Below are 15,992 nucleotides of genomic sequence, written 5' to 3' on the forward strand. Positions count from 1 at the left end.
AGCCTGGACCGGGACACCGTCCGTGGCGAGGGTAGTTGGGTGACACCCCGGGGGCCGTTGGTCCCGGGCGAAGGTCCTCTGGGCGCGTGGTCCTTCGACCCCGGACGAGATTCCTGGTGCCCTGCTGCTTCCTCCCGCCGCTTGTGAAGATGACGCGGAGGGCTTGGCCGAGAGGAGCAGAGTCATGTGGCAGGACCCTGAGATCGGGCGGCGGGCTGTCTTGCGCGGGGCCCTCGGAGTCCTGGCGGCCGGGGCCTTCGGCTCGTGCGACGGCTCGGGCAGTCCGGGCAAGTCCCGACTCGTCGGACCGCACTCGGAAGCGGTTCGTGCCGCCGAGCGGTTACGCCGTGCGCCGGAGCAGCGTGTCGTGACCCGGAAGATCACCGCTCGGGAGAGCGTCGTGGATCTGGGCGGCAGGACGGTGCGGACCTGGACGTACGACGACGCCCTCCCCGGGCCCGGGCTGCGGACGAGGGCCGGCGATCTGCTGCGGGTCGAGCTCACCAACGACCTCCCCCACGAGACGAGCATCCACTGGCACGGGCTGGCGTTGAGCAACGACATGGACGGCGTGCCGGGCCTGACCCAAGATCCGATCGGCGCCGGATCGAGGTTCGTCTACGAGTTCACCACCACCGACCCTGGGACGTACTTCTTCCACCCGCACACCGGGGTACAGCTCGATCGCGGCCTGTACGGCGTGCTGATCGTCGACGACCCCGACGAGCCGGGTGACTACGACCAGGAGTGGGTCGTCGTCCTCGACGACTGGATCGACGGCACCGGCAGGACACCCGACGACGTGCTCGATCGCCTGGCAGCGAGCATGGGGCACGGCGGGATGATGGGCCAGACGATGCACTCCCCACTGCTGGGAAGCGCCGGAGACGTCGACTACCCGCTCTACCTGGTCAACGGACGCACCCCGCGTGCTCCGGTGACCTTGACCGGTCGTCCCGGACAGCGGGCCCGGATCCGGATCGTCAACGCCGGCTCCGACACCGCCTTCCGGGTCGCCCTCGGCGGCCACCGGCTGACGGTCACCCACTCCGACGGGTTCCCGGTGACACCGGTCGCCACCGATGCCCTGCTGATCGGCATGGGCGAGCGGTACGACGTGATCGTCGATCTCGCTGACGGCGTGTTCCCTCTGGTCGCGCAGGCTGAGGGCAAGTCCGGTGCCGGCCTGGCGCTGGTGCGCACCGGCGCGGGCGCCGCGCCGTCAACGGGGACGACGGTTCGTGAGCTCGATCGACGGGTCCTGCTGGGTACCGACCTGGCTGTGGCCGACAGTGCGCGGCTGGGCTCGCGAAGGATCGACAGAAACCTGGAGGCGGTGCTCGGCGGGGGCATGATGTCCTACCGGTGGACGATCAACGGCGCGGCGTTCCCCGACAGCGATCCCCTGACGGTGACGCAGGGCGAACGGGTCAGACTCCACGTACGGAACACCTCGATGATGTTCCACCCGATGCACCTGCACGGGCACACCTTCGCCCTCGCCGGGAGCGGCGTACGCAAGGACACGGTGGTCGTGCGCCCACATCAGAGCCTCGAGGTCGATCTCCAGGCCGACAACCCCGGCCAGTGGGCGCTGCACTGCCACAACGTCTACCACGCCGAAACCGGCATGATGACCGTGCTCTCCTACCGGCGATGACCGAGCTCGCAAGGGGCGCGGACCGAGGTCACAGGGCGCCGACGGCGCGGAGGACGAACTCCTCGATCCGCTCGGCCGGGAGGTGGCGGGTGCCGAGGACGGCGTGGACGAGGGCGAGGGTGGCATCGACGTCGGCGACGACGAAGATGCCCTGCTCGGCGCCCTCCTGGAGGATCTCGGCGAGAACCTGCTCGACGGCGACGACGTGCTCGCGGATCTCCTGGCGGGCCTCCTCGGGGAGCCCGCCGTAGACCTGGGGACCGAAGCCCATGTGGAACTTCTCGCCCAGCGCGAGGTGGTTGCGTACGTAGATCCGCAGCCGCTCCGCCGGATGCTCGCTCGCGGCGAGCTGGGCCTGCAGCGACGCGACGTACTCCGCGGTCTCGTGGGTCGCGAACGCGACCATCACTGCATCGCGATCCTTGAAGTGGTGGTAGATCGCAGTGCGCCCGATGTCGGCACGCTGGGCGAGCTTCGACATGGTGACGGCGTCATAGCTGCCCTCGGCCATCAGTTCCGCGAAGGCCGCGAAGATCCGCTCGCGCACCAACCTGCGGTGCTCGGCGACGTTCTCGGCGGCGATACGGGGCACGAGGACGAACCCTAGTTCACGTGCGATAGGTGTCGAGGCGAGCGCCGAGCTCTTCGAAGAGCGCCTGGTTGAGACCGAAGGCGACCTGGACCTCCTCGACGATCCGGGCCTTCTCGGCAGGGTCGAGGTCCAGTGCGTCGAGGCGGGCGCGGTAGCCGTCCTTGTAGGGCTTCGGCTTCGGGATCTCGGCGAACTCGTAGAACGCCACCCCTGCGCCGTCGAGCTCGAAGAACCGGTCGAGCAGCCGGCCGATCGCCTGGCCACCGGAGAGATCGCCGAGGTAGCGGGTGTAGTGGTGGGCCGCGTAGAGACCGCCCCAGGCCCGGGTGGCCTCGATCCGGGCGACGTACGCATCGGCAGCCGCCGACTCCACGCCGTCGCCGTCGACACCCGGTGCCCACACGGCCAGGTCGGCGTCGATCGCGGCCAGGCGCTCCAGCGCGATGTCGTGGACGGCCGTGGCGATGCGGTCGGTGGTGGCCAGGTCACGGCCCACCGACTCGAGCGCGACATAGACCTTGCGCAGACGCAGCAGGTAGTCGGCGTACCCCTGCTTGTTGACCCGTCCAGCCAGCAGCTCCTCCATGAAGGAGGACGTCTCGGCAGCGGTGTGCTGGACCCGGGAACCCTCGCGCATCAGTGCGGAGAGCGGGGCCCCGGAGGTCTCGTCGACGAGTAGGGCAGACATGTGTGCTCCAGTGCGGTCGGGGCGTCGGGCTGTTCGGCGTTCCGAACAGAGATATTGACACACTGTCAGAAAGTCATCAAGGCCTTGGTTAGGTTACCCTAAGTAGCCCTCATTCGTGATTGAGAACGAGTTTTTACAATTCGAGCAGAAAAGAACAGCCCGGGCACAAGATCCATACGGCCGTTCCATATCGAAGGCGACTTCCGGGACGTTGGTCATTTCTGCCTCGAATTCGGCGTCGAGCACGACGTGTTACCGGCGAAGTTACGGCGAAATTCTGTGACCTCGGGTCCGGATCGAGCGCTGGGCGACGGCGAACCGACGTGGCTAGACTCCCCGCTTCGTCACGGCGAGTCACAGAAACCGGAATTCTACTCGTCGTGCCCTGTCATCGACAGTTATCAACACCATTGGAGAAGTCACTTGCGCTCCCCACTCTCGGTCCGCGGAGCCGCCCTTGTTGCGGCGACCGCGATGATCGGTCTCTCCGTGACCGCGGCCCCGGCGACTGCGTCGGCGGAGAAGCCCCAGGCCAAGGCATCCTCGGTCGCCCTGACCGTCAACGTGTCCGACAAGGTCAAGGCGGACACCGGCCGCTACACCGCCACCTACAACGGCAAGAAGACCGTCAACTCCGGCACCAACAAGCCGGCCCTTCCCCTCCTCGAGGGCGAGCAGCAGCTGCTCTCCGTCGGCGTGTTCGCCCAGGACGCTGCCGCCGCACTCCGCAACGGCACCGTCTACTCCGGCGCCTGCTCGGCCCTGGCCGGCAAGGGCGCGACCCTGGTCTCCATCGGTGACGGCTCCAGCTGCGTCAAGCCGGGCGAGGCCGTCACGGTGAACCTCGCCGAGCTCGACCTGCAGAAGCTGGGCGCGACCACCGACTACGTGCTCAACGACGAGAGCAAGGACTTCCACGTCAAGCTCGGCCCGGTCAACGACCTGGTGCAGAACGTCGTCGCCGGCGTGCTCACCAAGGTGGGTGGCCTCTCGGTCGGCGTCGACCTCGACGCCGCGGAGAGCACCTGCATGGCGAAGGGCAGCAAGTTCAAGGGCAACACCCAGCTCAAGAACGCCGCCGTCACGGTCAACGTCCCCGGCAAGGGTGACATCAAGGTCGCCGACCTGCCGGCGAACCCCAAGAAGAACACGACGGTCGTCCCGGACCTCTCCCCGGTGACCGACGCCGTTCTCGGTCGCGTCGACACGCTGCTGCAGTCGGGCCTGAAGAGCCAGGCCGCGGGCGGCCTGGACATCTCGATCCGCGTCGACCTGATCGAGCACATCAAGGAGCAGCTCGCCGTGCTGCTCAAGGGTCTCGAGACCGACCTGGTGAAGCTCACCCTGAACAAGCAGACTCTGAACAAGCAGGCCGGGACCGCCAAGTCGCTCGAGGTGTCCGCGCTGGACATCAAGGTGCTCGACGCCGTGAAGAAGGTCGGCGCCCCGACCGCCGCCAAGGTCGCCATCGGCACCAGCACCTGCGGCACCAACGGCCTCACCGCCGCCGAGGAGAAGGCTGCGGCCGCCGGCGACAAGAAGAACGTCGACGTCGTCGTCTCCGGCGACAGGTCCGACCCGGACACGAGCGTCGCGGCCAAGCCCGACAACGCCCCGGCCAACGCTGAGCTCAACCTGCTCTCGTCGCCGGCCGCCAAGGGCGGGTTCGCCGCCGGCGCGCTCGTGCTGCTCGTCGCCGCCGCTGCCGCCACCCGGTGGTTCCTGCTGCGCCGCGCGCAGGCCTGATCCACTGATCAGAACCTCCCGATAGGGACGTCGTAGAACCTGCGACACCACATCCCGGGCCAAGGCTTGAAGCCTTGGCCCGGGATTCGTTCTGGGGTGGGCGACCGGGCGGCGCGCCTGCGTGCCGACCGCCGCGGGATCCGACAAAGTTACGCCGCCCCCGATGCTCCCCAGAGCTCTTCCCCAACTCTCTGGAGTCCCCATGCTGCGCCCGTTGGCGACCCTGCTCGCCGTCGTACTCCTCTGCGCCGGTTGTGCCGAGATCTCTCCGCCCGACACCGCCGTCCAGGCCGGATACGGCGCCGAGAGCGGCGAGGAGGTCAGCCTCCCGCTGACCGAGGCCATCGCGAAGCTCCCGGTCGCCAAGGAGGTCACCTCAGGGTATGAGCGGGAGAAGTTCAACCACTGGGTCGACGCCGACGGCGACTGTCAGGACGCCCGCAACGAGGTGCTCCTCGAGGAGTCGAGGAAGAAGGCGCGCGGCAGGTGCGAGGTGAGCCGCGGCACCTGGCTCTCCACGTACGACGGCGTCACCCTCAAGCGCCCCGGCGGCCTCGACATCGACCACATGGTCCCGCTCAAGGAGAGCTGGGAGTCCGGCGCCGACGCGTGGAGCGACGAGGAGCGGGAGGCGTACGCCAACGACCTCGGCGACCCACGCGCCCTCATCGCCGTCACCGCCGCGACCAACCGCAGCAAGGGCGACCAGGACCCGGCCGACTGGATGCCCGACGCCACCAGCTACCACTGCACGTACGTCGCCGACTGGGTCGCCGTGAAGATCCGCTGGGGCCTCTTCGCCGACCGTGCCGAGAAGGCCGCGCTGAAGAGCATCGCCGCCGGCTGCGACGACCCCGTGGTCACCGTACGGCTGGCCCCCGGCGGACAGTCCGACGGCGACGCGGGCCAGGGCGACGTGCCCGCGGGCGACACCGGCGAGGACCCCCGCTTCGACACCTGCGCCAAGGCGGCCGCGAAGGGCTACGGCCCCTACCGGAAGGGACGCGACGCCGAGTACGAGTGGTACCGCGACGGCGACAAGGACGGCACGGTCTGCGACAGCTGACCGACAGTTGACCGACACCGTGGATTCCGCAGGTCAGAAGCGATACCCCAGCCCGTAACGTACGAGCCTCCTCTTCCGTTGAGTGTGACGAAGGTCAAAGGGAGGGATATCTACGTGCGCACAACACTCATCGCGCGGGGAGCCGCAGTGGCGGCCGCAGCCGCCATGGTTGCCTTGTCGGCCGCACCTGCGAGCGCCGCCACGGTGTCGCAGGCGTCTGCAACCGCGCTGAGCCTGGAGCTCGCCGGCACCGGGGCGAGGGACACCGGCACCTATGCCGTCACCAACAACGGCTCCACCGAGTCCGCCAAGGGCACCAACGAGCCGCTCATCACCGCGCTCGGCGGGCAGAAGGCCATCCACGCCGGCACACTGGCCCAGGACGCCGTGGCCACCAAGGACGCCACCTCGGCAGCCTGCTCCGGCCTCGCCGGAGACGGCGCGACCGTGGTCGCCGTCGGTTCCGGCGACTGCCTCAGCGGCGGCGACAACATCTCGCTCGATGCGGCCAGCCTCGACTTCAGCGAGGTCGAGCTCGTCTCGTCCGGCCTGTTCCAGGGTGTCGACCGGCAGCTGATCGCCGAGCTCGAGAAGGTCGGACTGAGCCAGACCGCGGTCACCGACCCGCTCTCGAAAGCGCTGAAGGATCTCCTCGCAGCGATGGGTGACCCCGGTCTGCACCTCGACCTCGGCGCCGTGCAGAGCAGCTGCACCGCCGACAAGGACAAGGCGTCCGGCGACAGCAGCCTGGCGAACAGCCGGGCCTACATCACCGTCCCGACCGTCGGCGACGTCACCCTGGTCGACCTTCCGGTCGACCCCGACGTCAACCAGAAGGTCGTCACGGACCTGACCGGCGTGACCGACGCGATTCTGGATGCCCTGCGCAACCAGTTCACCAAGGCTCTGAACGGCGCCCTGGCCCCGGCCAACGGCGGGCTCGACCAGCTTCAGACGCAGGTGCTCGACACGGCCCTCGGCCAGATCCAGTCGCAGCTCGCGCCGCTGGAGGAGAACGTCCTCGACATCACCCTCAACGCCCAGAGCACCTCTCCGGGCGCGATCACGGTGACGGCGCTCGATGTGAAGGTCCTCCCGGCAGCCCAGGACTTCGTCGGCGGCAGCCTGGCCCACCTGACCATCGGCACCAGCAGCTGTGGCCCGAACAGCCCGATCTCCAAGACGGTCACCAAGAACCCGCCGAAGGCGGACAACCCGCCGGCTTCGGTTCCGACCGTCGTGACCGCCGGGGTGGAGAGCTATGACGACGGCAGCGCCGGTCGCATCGCCCTCGTCACCCTGCTGCTCCTCGCGGCCGCGGGCGCCGGTGTGGCGACGTACGTCCGCATGTTGCGGCGTGGCTGAGACCGCAACTGACTCGCCGCCGCGGCTTGCCGCGGCGGCGAGCGGCCTGTGGACCTCGCTGGTCGTGCTCGCCGTGGCGATGGTGCTGGCCGGGCTGGTGTGGCCCAGCGGCAGCGCCGCGGTGGAGGTGCCGCCCGGTGCCCCGCAGCGACTCGAGCTGCCCGGACTGAACACGAAGGCCAGGGTCGTCCCGATCCGGCTCGACGGCGAGGTGCTGGACCCGCCGCGCAACCCGCGCGAGATCGGCTGGTGGGTCGGCAGCGCCAAGCCCGGCTCTGCCCAGGGCCAGACGGTGGTCACCGGCCACACCGTGCACACCGGTGGCGGCAGCCTCAACAAGCTCGACCACATCGAGGAGGGGCAGGAGGTCGACATCGTCACCAAGGACGGGACCTTCCAGCACCAGGTCGACTCCGTCGAGGTGCTCAGCCGCAAGGAGCTGGCCGAGCAGGCCCAGCGCATCTTCGGCCAGGACCACGGCGACGGCCGGCTGGTGATCATCACCTGCACCGACTGGAACGGCTCGTCCTACGACAGCAACATCGTCGTGATGGCGCACCGGTTCAACGCGCTACCTTCGTGATGCCGAGTCGGCGCATCTGACCCCGTGCCTGGCGAAGCGAAGCGAGCCAGAGGGGTCGGATACGCCGACTCGGCAGTAAGACTCAGAGATACAACCCAGTAGATTCGTCGGCGATCCGCTCGGCCGCGACGGCGTGCACGTCGCGCTCGCGCATCAGGACGTACACCTCACCGGCGACCTCGACCTCGGGCTTGTCGTCGGCGTCGAAGAGGACCCGGTCACCGATCTCGACGGCGCGCGCGTGCGGGCCGACCGCGACCACGCGGGACCAGGTGAGCCGCCGGGCCGCGCCCATGGCGGCCGTGGCCGGGATGACGATGCCGCCCGATGAGCGGCGCTCACCGGCGTCGGACCCGACCTCGACCAGCACCCGGTCGTGGAGCATCTTGATAGGGGTCTTGTCGGTCACGTTCCGTCTTGCCTTGCCGGTGGGGGGTCAGTTGACCTTGGTGATCTTACGCAGCGTCGCCATGAGCAGGACGGTGCCCACCACCCCGCCGACGGTCTTTGCGATGTTGCCCATCCTCGGCTCGCCGGAGACGGGGTCGACGTAGACCGCCTTGACGGCCGCCACCTGGCGCTGCACGATCGTCTTCGGGCTGCCCCGGTAGATCAGCTCGTCGATGGTGCCTGCGAGCCGCTCGCGGATCTCTTCGATCTCGGACTCGAGCGAGGAAGTCTGGTCCTTGGACATGCGCAGACCTTAGCAACCGGCGTACGTCCACGGCGTGCTCCACCGCTGCGGTTCGCCTGGGAATGTTCGCTAGGTTGGCTCCATGACGCGTCTCGAGCCGGGCGATGTTGCCCCCGACTTCACTCTTCCCGACGACACCGGAACGGAGGTCTCGCTCAGCAGCCTCCGCGGCCGCAAGGTGATCGTCTACTTCTACCCCGCCGCGATGACCCCCGGCTGCACCAAGCAAGCCTGCGACTTCACCGACTCGATCGACTCGCTGAAGGCCGCCGGCTACGAGGTCGTCGGCATCTCGAAGGACAAGCCCGCCAAGCTCGCGAAGTTCCGCGAGCGTGACGGGCTGACCATCACCCTGGCCTCCGACGAGGACCTCTCGGTGCACAAGGCGTACGACGCCTACGGCGAGAAGAAGCTCTACGGCAAGGTCGTCGAGGGCGTCATCCGCTCGACGTTCGTGGTCGACGAGGAGGGCAAGATCGAGGTCGCGCAGTACAACGTCAGGGCGACCGGTCACGTCGCCAAGCTCCGTCGCGACCTCGCTGTGTGATTTGCGATTGCTTCGCAATTCGCGCAGCGCTTCCGCTTGACCCTCGTCTTACTTCTCGGTGGGCGGAGGCGGAGGAGGTACGTCCCCCGGGATCTCCTTGGGAGGCTCGACGACCACGGGGCCGGTGCCGGCGCTCCACTTGGCACCGGTCTCCTTCAGCCACTCGCCCGCGTGGGCGGCGACCTCGGTGGCGGCCGCGCCGACCTGGAGCAGGCCGGAGATCGCCTGGTTGCGCGGTGAGTCGGCGTCGGGAGCCGACGCCATCTCGGCCCGCTTGGCCTCGATCTGCGCCTTGAACTCGCCGGCCTTCTCGATGGTCTTCTCGCCACCGGTGACAAGGTGCGGTGCCGACTTCACCTTGGCGTCCTCGACCGCAGGCTTGGCGCCTTCGACGCCCTTCTGGACGCCATCGCGCCAGTTGGACGCGTTGTCCTTGAACGACATGACTTCATCCCTCTCTGGATGGGGTGTTGTGCTTCCATCCTTGAGGGTCCGGTACCCGTTGTCCATGGGGATCGCCCCTGGTCCGCCCCGGGTCGTACCCGGACTCTGTGTGCCGAAGGCGGGACTTGAACCCGCACGCCCTGGGGCACAGCATCCTAAGTGCTGCGTGTCTGCCAATTCCACCACTTCGGCCGAGCGGCGATCAGTCTAGAGACTGATCGCCGCTCGTGGTTAGCCACCGGTCAGGCGACGTTGTACTTGTCGCCCTCGGCATTCTCCGGGAGCGCCCAGAAGACGATCAGCACGATGACGCCGACACAGGTCAGGTAGAGCAGCTGCCACCAGCCGGAGCGGCCGGTGTCGTGGAGGCGGCGGGCGCCCACGGAGAGCTGCGGGACCAGGATGGCGAGCGCGAAGAGACCGCCGACGATGGAGCCGGCGGTCGAGTCGGCGCCGAGGATCAGGTTGATCGCCATGTTCACGACGAAGGTGAACAGGATGGCCCACCAGAACTCGGACCGGCTGGCGCGGCCCTCGAAGGAGGCGTACTTCTTGAAGAAGCGCGCGATGGCGTCGCGGGGCGAGGCGCCGCGGAGCGGCTGGCTCAGCAGAACTTCGCCCACAGGACCAGCGCCGTACGGCTGCTGCGGGGGCGGGGGCGGCGGGTAATCCGTCACGTCGGATTTCTCCTCGTTGAGATGGGTTGGATGTGCGAAACCTAGTCGGGACCGACACCGAGGTAAAGGACCGCTACCCCTAGGGTGGAGCCATGACCACGCTGGTCCTCGCCTCCAAGTCCCCCGCCCGGCTGCAGACGCTGCGCAGCGCAGGCGTCGAGCCTGTGGTGATCGTCTCCGGTGTCGACGAGAGCGTCCTCGACGGCCTCGCACCGACCGAGCTCGCCCTGGGACTCGCCGAGCTCAAGCGCGACGCGGTCGCCGGCCGCCCGGACGTCCCCGACGGGGCGCTCGTGCTCGGCTGCGACAGCGTCCTCGAGCTCGACGGCAAGGCACTCGGCAAGCCGAACGACCCTGAGGAGGCGATCGAGCGCTGGCGGGAGATGCGGGGGCGCAGCGGCGCACTCGTCTCCGGGCACGCGCTGATCGACACCGCGACCGGCCGGCAGGTGTCGCAGACCGCAGCCACGACCGTGCACTTCGCCGATGTCAGCGACGAGGAGATCGCGGCGTACGTCGCGACCGGTGAGCCGCTCCACGTCGCCGGCGCGTTCACGATCGACGGGCTCGGCGGAGCGTTCGTGACCGGGATCGAGGGCGACCACCACAACGTGGTCGGGCTCAGCCTGCCGCTGCTACGCGACCTGCTCAGCCGGCTCGGTCATGCGTGGCCTGATCTGTGGAACCGGTGACCCGCTCGCGACGGTCCGGGGCCACCACGAACGCTCGACCGTCGGCGGCGCCGAGCGCGGCCGCCTCCTCCTCCACGCTGCCGTAGACCTGCGTGTAGCGGATCGGGCGGCCGAAGACGAACTTCCGGAACAGGAAGAACCGGGCGATCTGACCCAGGAGCACCCCGACCACGTTGGCCGAGAGGTTGTCGGCGATCGCGCTGTCCCAGCCGAGCACGCTGCGGGTGACGTAGAGACACGCCACCGGCAGCAGCATGGTGACCGCATTGATCACGACGTAGGCCGTGAAGCCGCCGTCGGGATGGTCCGAGACCCGGTGGCGGAAGGTCCAGCGACGGCTCAGGTCGTAGCTGATCAGCATGCCGACCGTGTTGGCGATGATGTAGGCCGGGATCGGCTGCCCGTTCATCGGACCGGCCCCCATGAAGAAGCCGTGGACCAGTCCGTTGAACAGCACGAAGGCGACTGCTGTCGCGATTCCGCCGACCATCATGAAGCGGACCACCTCTCCGAAGAGGCGGGTGCGACGCAGCCGTCCCAGCAGCTGTCCCCCGAACACCATGGAGCCACAGTAAACGGTCAGTGGTGAGATGGCTCTTGATTACTTCCCGCGGTTTGTTCAGTGCGCAGTAAGATCCGCACTCACTCGACGGGCAGACCGAGGCCTCTTGCGATCAGCATGCGCTGCACCTCGGAGGTGCCTTCGCCGATCTCCAGGATCTTGGCGTCGCGGTAGAAGCGGGCGACCGGATACTCCTCCATGAAGCCGTAGCCGCCGAAGATCTGGGTGGCGATCCGGGTCGCGGTGACGGCCGACTCGGTGGCGTACAGCTTGGCGGCGGCAGCAGCCTGCTTGAACTCCTTCATCGTCACCGCACCCGAGTCGAGGCCGGCCTTCATCGCGGCGGCCTCGTACGTCAGCAGGCGCGAGGCCCGCAGCATGACCTCGAGGTCGGCGATCTGGAAGGCGACGCCCTGCTTGCGGCCGATCGGGCCACCGAAGGTCTGCCGCTCCCCCGCGTACTCCAGCGCCATGTCGAGGCAGGCCTGGATGCAGCCGACCGCGAGCGCGGCGATCGCTACGCGACCGTCGTCGAGGGTGGCGAGGAACTGGGCGTAGCCGCGACCACGCTCGCCGAGGAGGTGGTCGGCCGGCACCCGGGCGCCGTCGAAGGAGAGCGGGTGGGTGTCGGAGGCGTGCCAACCGAGCTTGTCGTAGCTCTTCTCGGCGGTGAACCCGGGCGTGCCCGAGGGGATCATGATGGTGCTGATCTCGGGCTTGCCGTTCTCCCGGGTGCCGGTGCGCGCGGTGACGGTGACGACCGAGGTGATCGAGGAGCCGGAGTTGGTGATGAACTGCTTGGCACCGTCGACGACCCACTCGTCGCCGTCGAGGACGGCCTTGGTGGCGGTCGCGCCGGCGTCGGAGCCGGCCCCCGGCTCGGTCAGTCCGAACCCGGCCAGCTTCTTGCCCGCCACGAGGTCGGGGAGCCACCGCTCCTTCTGCTCGTCGGTGCCGTAGGTGAGGATCGGGTTGATGCCCAGGCCGACGGCGGCCTCGAGCGTGATCCCGATCGACTGGTCGACGCGGCCGAGCTCCTCGATCGCGACGCAGAGCGCGACGAGGTCACCCTCGCCCCCGCCGTACGCCTCGGGGGCGGTCAGGCCGAACAGGCCCAGCTCACCCATCTTGTGGACCACGTCGACGGGGAAGTGGTGGTCGCGGTCCCACTGCGAGGCATGGGGCGCGATCTCCTTCTGGGCGAAGTCACGGACGACAGCACGCAACTCTTCGTGCTCGGGCTGGAGGAAAGCGGTCACGCACTCCAGGTTAGCGCTTATTAACCTGGAGTGCGAGACCCGCATCACATCCGACCGGGAACCACCCTCATCGGAAGGTGCCTGTCGACACCGTTCCGGCGATCCGCCGCTGGAAGATCAGGTAGACGACCAGCACCGGGAGCACGGTCATCACCACCCCGGCGAAGAGCGCGCCGAAGTCGACGTTGTAGCCGGCCTGCGACGAGAACGACGCCATCCCCTGGGTGAGCACCCAGTTCTCCCGCTGGGTGTTCAGCGCCACCGGGAGCAGGAACTGGTTCCACAGCCCGAGGAAGTTGAAGATCGCCACGCCGGCCATTCCGGGCGCCGCCATCGGCAGCATGATCTGGAAGAACGTCCGCCACTCCCCCGCACCGTCCATCATCGCGGCCTCGTAGACGTCGTCGGGCAACGTCTTGAAGAAGGCGTAGAGGAAGAAGACGGTGAACGGCAGCGCGTAGGCGACGTACGTCAGGATCAGTCCCGGCAGCGTGTTGAGCAGCCCGAAGCCCTGGAGCACGAAGAACAGCGGCACGATGACCAGGAAGACCGGGAAGGTCAGTCCGCCGAGCATGGAGTAGTAGATGAAGTTGCGCCCGAAGAACTCGAACCGGGCCAGCACGTAGGCGCACATCGCCCCGAGCAGCATCACCAGCACCAGCGCGGTGCCGACGACGATGACCGTGTTGAAGAAGTACGTCCCGATGCCGGCCTTCGTCCAGGCGCTGGTGTAGTTCTCGAAGCTCCACTCCGCCGGCAGCGAGAACGGCGAGGACAGGATCTCCTTCGACGTCTTGAACGAGGAGAGCACCACCCAGCAGAACGGCACGATGACGATCACCGACCAGAGGATCAGCATCGTGTGCGAGGTGCCGGCGACCAGCGCGTCGCCGGGCGTACGCCGCTGGCGGTCCGAGCTGGCAGCGACCGGCTTGTCCAGAGTGACGGTACTCATCGGCGTACGTCTCCCTTCTTGTCCCGCCCGCCAGCGAAGTGGAAGACGGCGAAGACCAGAGCGGCGAAGAGCAGCGTGACCAGGGCGAGGACGACGCCCATGGAGGTGGCGTAGCCGAACTGGCTCTTCTTGAAGGCGGTGTTCATCAGGTGCTGGCTCATCGTCAGCGTGCTGTTGGCAGGACCGCCGCCAGGGGCGAGCGCCGCCATGAACACGTAGGCGTCGAGGGTGAGGATGCCCAGGTAGATGTAGGCCGTCTGCACGTTGTCGCGGATCGAGGGCAGCGTGATCGAGATGGCGGTGCGGAAGCGACCGGCACCATCGATGCGGGCGGCCTCGTAGATCTCCGCGGGAACGCCCTTGATGGCGGCCACGAAGAGCACCGTGTAGAAGCCGATGTTGGCCCAGATCATCACGAACATCGAGGCAGGCATCGCCGCCCGCACCTCACCGAGCCAGGCGTAGTCCTTGAACCCGTCGAGGCCGATGCCGGTGAGCATGCCGTTGAGCAGGCCGGCGGCAGGGTCGTAGACCTGCGCCCAGAGCAGACCGATGACGACGGCCGGGACGGCGTAGGGGAAGAACGAGACGACCCGGTAGAAGCCGGATCCGTTCAGCCCGCGGACCTGACCCGTGCTGGGGCCGGCGGTGGTCACCACCACCGCGATCGCCAACGCGGCCACGAGAGTCACCAGGGGCACCACGATCGTGAGAAGTACGTTGTTGCGCAGTGCCTTGAGGAACGTCTCGTCGTCGAGCAGCTTGGCGTAGTTGTCCAGGCCGACGAAGTTCATGACCGGCGAGAAGCCGGTCCAGTCGGTCAGCGAGTAGAAGAGGGCCTGCCCGATCGGGACCACGACGAAGATGACGAAGACCGCGACCGGCAGGCCGAGGAAGACCGTCATGAACAGTGCCCGGTCGAGGGTGAGCTTGCGTCGGCGCCGGCCGGGGGCGGCCCCCCAAGGATTCTCCTCGGAGGGGCCGCCCGCCGTCAGCGCCATCGTGGTGGATGGGTCCGGCATGGTGTCAGGAAACCTTGAGCTTCTCGATCGAGGAGTCGTCCGCGACCTTGTCGAAGATGCCCTGGACGGCCTTGGTCAGGCCCTTGACGTCCAGGTCACCGGAGAGGAACGAGTTCCACACGACCAGCTCGTCGGCATTGGTGCCGTAGTAGTCGTAGAACTGGAAGTTGAAGGTGTTCTCGCCGGCGGCGTCGAGCATCGCGCTCTGCGACTTCAGCGCCGCGGAGCCGAAGCCGTCGGCCGGGATGGTGTCCTTGACGATGGTCGGCGCGAGCTTCGTCTTGGCGAAGTTGGTCGCAGCCTCCTTCGACAGCATGGCGCGGAGGATCTCCTTGCCGCCGGCAGGGTTCTTCGCCTTGCTCGGGACGATGAAGGCCTCACCGGCCGCGGCACGAACGGCCTCGTACGGCAGTGCCGGGCTGTCACTGAGGACGAACTCCGGGATGCCGGTCATCTCGAAGCCTTCCTTGGTGGCGTCCTTCATCTCGTTCTCGATCCAGCCACCGCTGGGGTAGAGGAGCGCCTGCTGGTCGTTGGACCACTTGGCCTGCGCGGCGGTGAACTGGGTGCCGGCGCCGCCCGGGATGAACATGTCCTGGCTGACCATCTCGCCGAGCTTGCCCAGGATGTCCTGGATGACCTTGTGGGACCAGATGCCCTTCTCGAGGTTCTCGAGACCGAGGCGCACCTCGTCGCCGCCCTCCTTGGCCGCCGAGTCGATGACCAGGGTGCGGTAGTAGGTCGCTGCCTCCTTGCCCCAGGTCCACAGGTACTTCTTCTTGGCCTTGGCCTTGGCACCGAGGTCGAGCGCCTCGTCCCAGGTCTTCGGGGCGGTCCAGCCGTTCTCCTCGAAGAGCGAGGCGGAGTACCACACGCCGTAGAGGGTCATGACGTAGTTGATCGCCACGAACCGGTCGCTGTAGGTGCCGGGCACCTTCACGTTCGGGTAGAGGGTGTCCTCGATCTTGACGCCCTCGTAGCTGTCGGCCTCGAAGACGTCGTCGAGCTCCTCGAGCTGGGCGGCGATCGAGCTGAAGCCGATCAGGTCCGCACCCGAGTTGTCGATCAGGTCCGGGGGCGTGCCGCCGACGAAGCGCGGCTGCAGCTCCGTGGCGATCTTGGTCGTGGCGCTGACCTTGAGGTTGGCGTCCGCGAACTCCTTGCCGACGATGCCGGCGGCGAACTCGACGTAGTCGTAGCCGTAGCCACCGTCGAAGATGACCGCGTCGACGGTGCCGTCCTTGGGCATGCCGAACGGGTTGGAGGCGGACTTGGTGCCACCGCCGGAGTTGTCGGTGTCGCTACCGGGTGCGCCACACGCGGCGAGCGCTCCGGAGAACGACACGAGCGCCGCGCCGGCGAGGGTGCCGCGCAGAAGGGTCCGGCGGTCGAGCCGGTGAAGCTGCTGGGACATCGTGCTGCCTTCTTTCGGGTGGGTTC

General features: G+C 68.0%; 18 protein-coding genes and 1 tRNA gene. 7 read left to right on the top strand and 12 right to left on the bottom strand.

Translation table 11 applies throughout. From position 1 onward, the window contains the following. Nucleotides 1-184: 184 nt before the first annotated feature. Nucleotides 185-1,660: a multicopper oxidase family protein gene (locus tag OG984_RS15330; protein ID WP_328527164.1), complete on the top strand. Its 1,476-nt coding sequence runs from the start codon at nt 185-187 to the stop codon at nt 1,658-1,660. Nucleotides 1,661-1,688: 28 nt separating this feature from the next. On the opposite strand, the gene OG984_RS15335 is transcribed toward OG984_RS15330, so the two are convergent. Beyond that, a complete protein-coding gene (locus OG984_RS15335; RefSeq protein WP_328527165.1) occupies nt 1,689-2,252 on the bottom strand; it encodes a TetR/AcrR family transcriptional regulator in 564 nt (187 codons plus the stop codon). A 16-nt stretch (nt 2,253-2,268) separates the two neighbouring features. Next, nucleotides 2,269-2,940: a biliverdin-producing heme oxygenase gene (locus OG984_RS15340; protein ID WP_328527166.1), complete on the bottom strand. Its 672-nt coding sequence runs from the start codon at nt 2,938-2,940 to the stop codon at nt 2,269-2,271. Between the two features lie 423 nt (nt 2,941-3,363). On the opposite strand from OG984_RS15340, the gene OG984_RS15345 reads away from it, so the two are divergent. From OG984_RS15345 to OG984_RS15360, 4 genes are all read left to right on the top strand, one after another. Beyond that, complete coding sequence (locus OG984_RS15345; protein WP_328527167.1) at nt 3,364-4,686, top strand: hypothetical protein; 1,323 nt, start codon at nt 3,364-3,366, stop codon at nt 4,684-4,686. A gap of 202 nt (nt 4,687-4,888) precedes the next feature. Continuing rightward, nucleotides 4,889-5,752, top strand: a complete 864-nt coding sequence (locus OG984_RS15350) for a GmrSD restriction endonuclease domain-containing protein (protein ID WP_328527168.1) — start codon at nt 4,889-4,891, stop codon at nt 5,750-5,752. A 114-nt stretch (nt 5,753-5,866) separates the two neighbouring features. Then, complete coding sequence (locus OG984_RS15355; RefSeq protein WP_328527169.1) at nt 5,867-7,117, top strand: hypothetical protein; 1,251 nt, start codon at nt 5,867-5,869, stop codon at nt 7,115-7,117. Continuing rightward, complete coding sequence (locus tag OG984_RS15360) at nt 7,110-7,700, top strand: class F sortase (RefSeq protein ID WP_328527170.1); 591 nt, start codon at nt 7,110-7,112, stop codon at nt 7,698-7,700. The genes OG984_RS15355 and OG984_RS15360 overlap by 8 nt, the downstream gene beginning before the upstream one ends. An 82-nt stretch (nt 7,701-7,782) precedes the next feature. Here the strand turns inward: OG984_RS15360 and OG984_RS15365 are convergent, their stop codons facing one another. Further along, the gene (locus tag OG984_RS15365) at nt 7,783-8,109 is read right to left on the bottom strand and encodes a GroES family chaperonin (RefSeq protein ID WP_008363372.1); all 327 of its coding nucleotides are present in this window, start codon (nt 8,107-8,109) and stop codon (nt 7,783-7,785) included. A 27-nt stretch (nt 8,110-8,136) separates the two neighbouring features. Beyond that, nucleotides 8,137-8,394, bottom strand: a complete 258-nt coding sequence (locus tag OG984_RS15370; RefSeq protein ID WP_008363370.1) for a DUF3618 domain-containing protein — start codon at nt 8,392-8,394, stop codon at nt 8,137-8,139. 82 nt (nt 8,395-8,476) lie between these two features. Here OG984_RS15370 and bcp point away from each other — a divergent pair, with 82 nt between their 5' ends. Then, nucleotides 8,477-8,941, top strand: coding sequence for a thioredoxin-dependent thiol peroxidase (gene bcp / locus OG984_RS15375; protein WP_328527171.1), 465 nt, complete (start codon nt 8,477-8,479; stop codon nt 8,939-8,941). A gap of 48 nt (nt 8,942-8,989) precedes the next feature. Here the strand turns inward: bcp and OG984_RS15380 are convergent, their stop codons facing one another. The 3 genes from OG984_RS15380 to OG984_RS15390 form a co-directional block, all read right to left on the bottom strand. Then, entirely contained in the window at nt 8,990-9,385 is a 396-nt protein-coding gene (locus OG984_RS15380) for a hypothetical protein (protein ID WP_328527172.1), read from the bottom strand. A 110-nt stretch (nt 9,386-9,495) separates the two neighbouring features. Beyond that, nucleotides 9,496-9,577: transfer RNA gene (locus tag OG984_RS15385), tRNA-Leu, on the bottom strand. 50 nt (nt 9,578-9,627) lie between these two features. Continuing rightward, nucleotides 9,628-10,062, bottom strand: coding sequence for a DUF805 domain-containing protein (locus OG984_RS15390; RefSeq protein ID WP_328527173.1), 435 nt, complete (start codon nt 10,060-10,062; stop codon nt 9,628-9,630). 92 nt (nt 10,063-10,154) lie between these two features. Here OG984_RS15390 and OG984_RS15395 point away from each other — a divergent pair, with 92 nt between their 5' ends. After that, the gene (locus OG984_RS15395) at nt 10,155-10,754 is read left to right on the top strand and encodes a Maf family protein (protein ID WP_328527174.1); all 600 of its coding nucleotides are present in this window, start codon (nt 10,155-10,157) and stop codon (nt 10,752-10,754) included. On the opposite strand, the gene OG984_RS15400 is transcribed toward OG984_RS15395, so the two are convergent. From OG984_RS15400 to ngcE, 5 genes are all read right to left on the bottom strand, one after another. Next, the gene (locus OG984_RS15400; RefSeq protein WP_328527175.1) at nt 10,711-11,316 is read right to left on the bottom strand and encodes a GtrA family protein; all 606 of its coding nucleotides are present in this window, start codon (nt 11,314-11,316) and stop codon (nt 10,711-10,713) included. The two genes, OG984_RS15395 and OG984_RS15400, sit on opposite strands and share 44 nt — an antisense overlap. An 80-nt stretch (nt 11,317-11,396) precedes the next feature. Then, nucleotides 11,397-12,575: an acyl-CoA dehydrogenase family protein gene (locus OG984_RS15405; protein ID WP_328527176.1), complete on the bottom strand. Its 1,179-nt coding sequence runs from the start codon at nt 12,573-12,575 to the stop codon at nt 11,397-11,399. 67 nt (nt 12,576-12,642) lie between these two features. After that, a complete protein-coding gene (locus OG984_RS15410; RefSeq protein ID WP_328527177.1) occupies nt 12,643-13,530 on the bottom strand; it encodes a carbohydrate ABC transporter permease in 888 nt (295 codons plus the stop codon). Beyond that, nucleotides 13,527-14,552, bottom strand: a complete 1,026-nt coding sequence (locus OG984_RS15415; RefSeq protein ID WP_328527178.1) for a carbohydrate ABC transporter permease — start codon at nt 14,550-14,552, stop codon at nt 13,527-13,529. Before OG984_RS15415 ends, OG984_RS15410 begins: the two co-directional genes overlap by 4 nt. Nucleotides 14,553-14,556: 4 nt before the next feature. After that, nucleotides 14,557-15,966, bottom strand: a complete 1,410-nt coding sequence (ngcE, locus tag OG984_RS15420; protein ID WP_328527179.1) for an N-acetylglucosamine/diacetylchitobiose ABC transporter substrate-binding protein — start codon at nt 15,964-15,966, stop codon at nt 14,557-14,559. Nucleotides 15,967-15,992: the final 26 nt, after the last annotated feature.

Source organism: Nocardioides sp. NBC_00368, from assembly GCF_036090055.1.
In the GTDB taxonomy this organism is placed as follows: Bacteria; Actinomycetota; Actinomycetes; order Propionibacteriales; family Nocardioidaceae; genus Nocardioides.

Excerpts from the sequence above, each read along its gene's own strand:
- OG984_RS15370 (WP_008363370.1), bottom strand. The coding sequence starts at position 8,394 with ATGTCCAAGGACCAGACTTCCTCGCTCGAGTCCGAGATCGAAGAGATC.
- OG984_RS15410 (WP_328527177.1), bottom strand. The coding sequence starts at position 13,530 with ATGAGTACCGTCACTCTGGACAAGCCGGTCGCTGCCAGCTCGGACCGC.
- OG984_RS15330 (WP_328527164.1), top strand. The coding sequence starts at position 185 with ATGTGGCAGGACCCTGAGATCGGGCGGCGGGCTGTCTTGCGCGGGGCC.
- OG984_RS15395 (WP_328527174.1), top strand. The coding sequence starts at position 10,155 with ATGACCACGCTGGTCCTCGCCTCCAAGTCCCCCGCCCGGCTGCAGACG.
- OG984_RS15400 (WP_328527175.1), bottom strand. The coding sequence starts at position 11,316 with ATGGTGTTCGGGGGACAGCTGCTGGGACGGCTGCGTCGCACCCGCCTC.
- OG984_RS15350 (WP_328527168.1), top strand. The coding sequence starts at position 4,889 with ATGCTGCGCCCGTTGGCGACCCTGCTCGCCGTCGTACTCCTCTGCGCC.
- OG984_RS15340 (WP_328527166.1), bottom strand. The coding sequence starts at position 2,940 with ATGTCTGCCCTACTCGTCGACGAGACCTCCGGGGCCCCGCTCTCCGCA.
- ngcE (WP_328527179.1), bottom strand. The coding sequence starts at position 15,966 with ATGTCCCAGCAGCTTCACCGGCTCGACCGCCGGACCCTTCTGCGCGGC.
- OG984_RS15415 (WP_328527178.1), bottom strand. The coding sequence starts at position 14,552 with ATGCCGGACCCATCCACCACGATGGCGCTGACGGCGGGCGGCCCCTCC.
- OG984_RS15380 (WP_328527172.1), bottom strand. The coding sequence starts at position 9,385 with ATGTCGTTCAAGGACAACGCGTCCAACTGGCGCGATGGCGTCCAGAAG.
- bcp (WP_328527171.1), top strand. The coding sequence starts at position 8,477 with ATGACGCGTCTCGAGCCGGGCGATGTTGCCCCCGACTTCACTCTTCCC.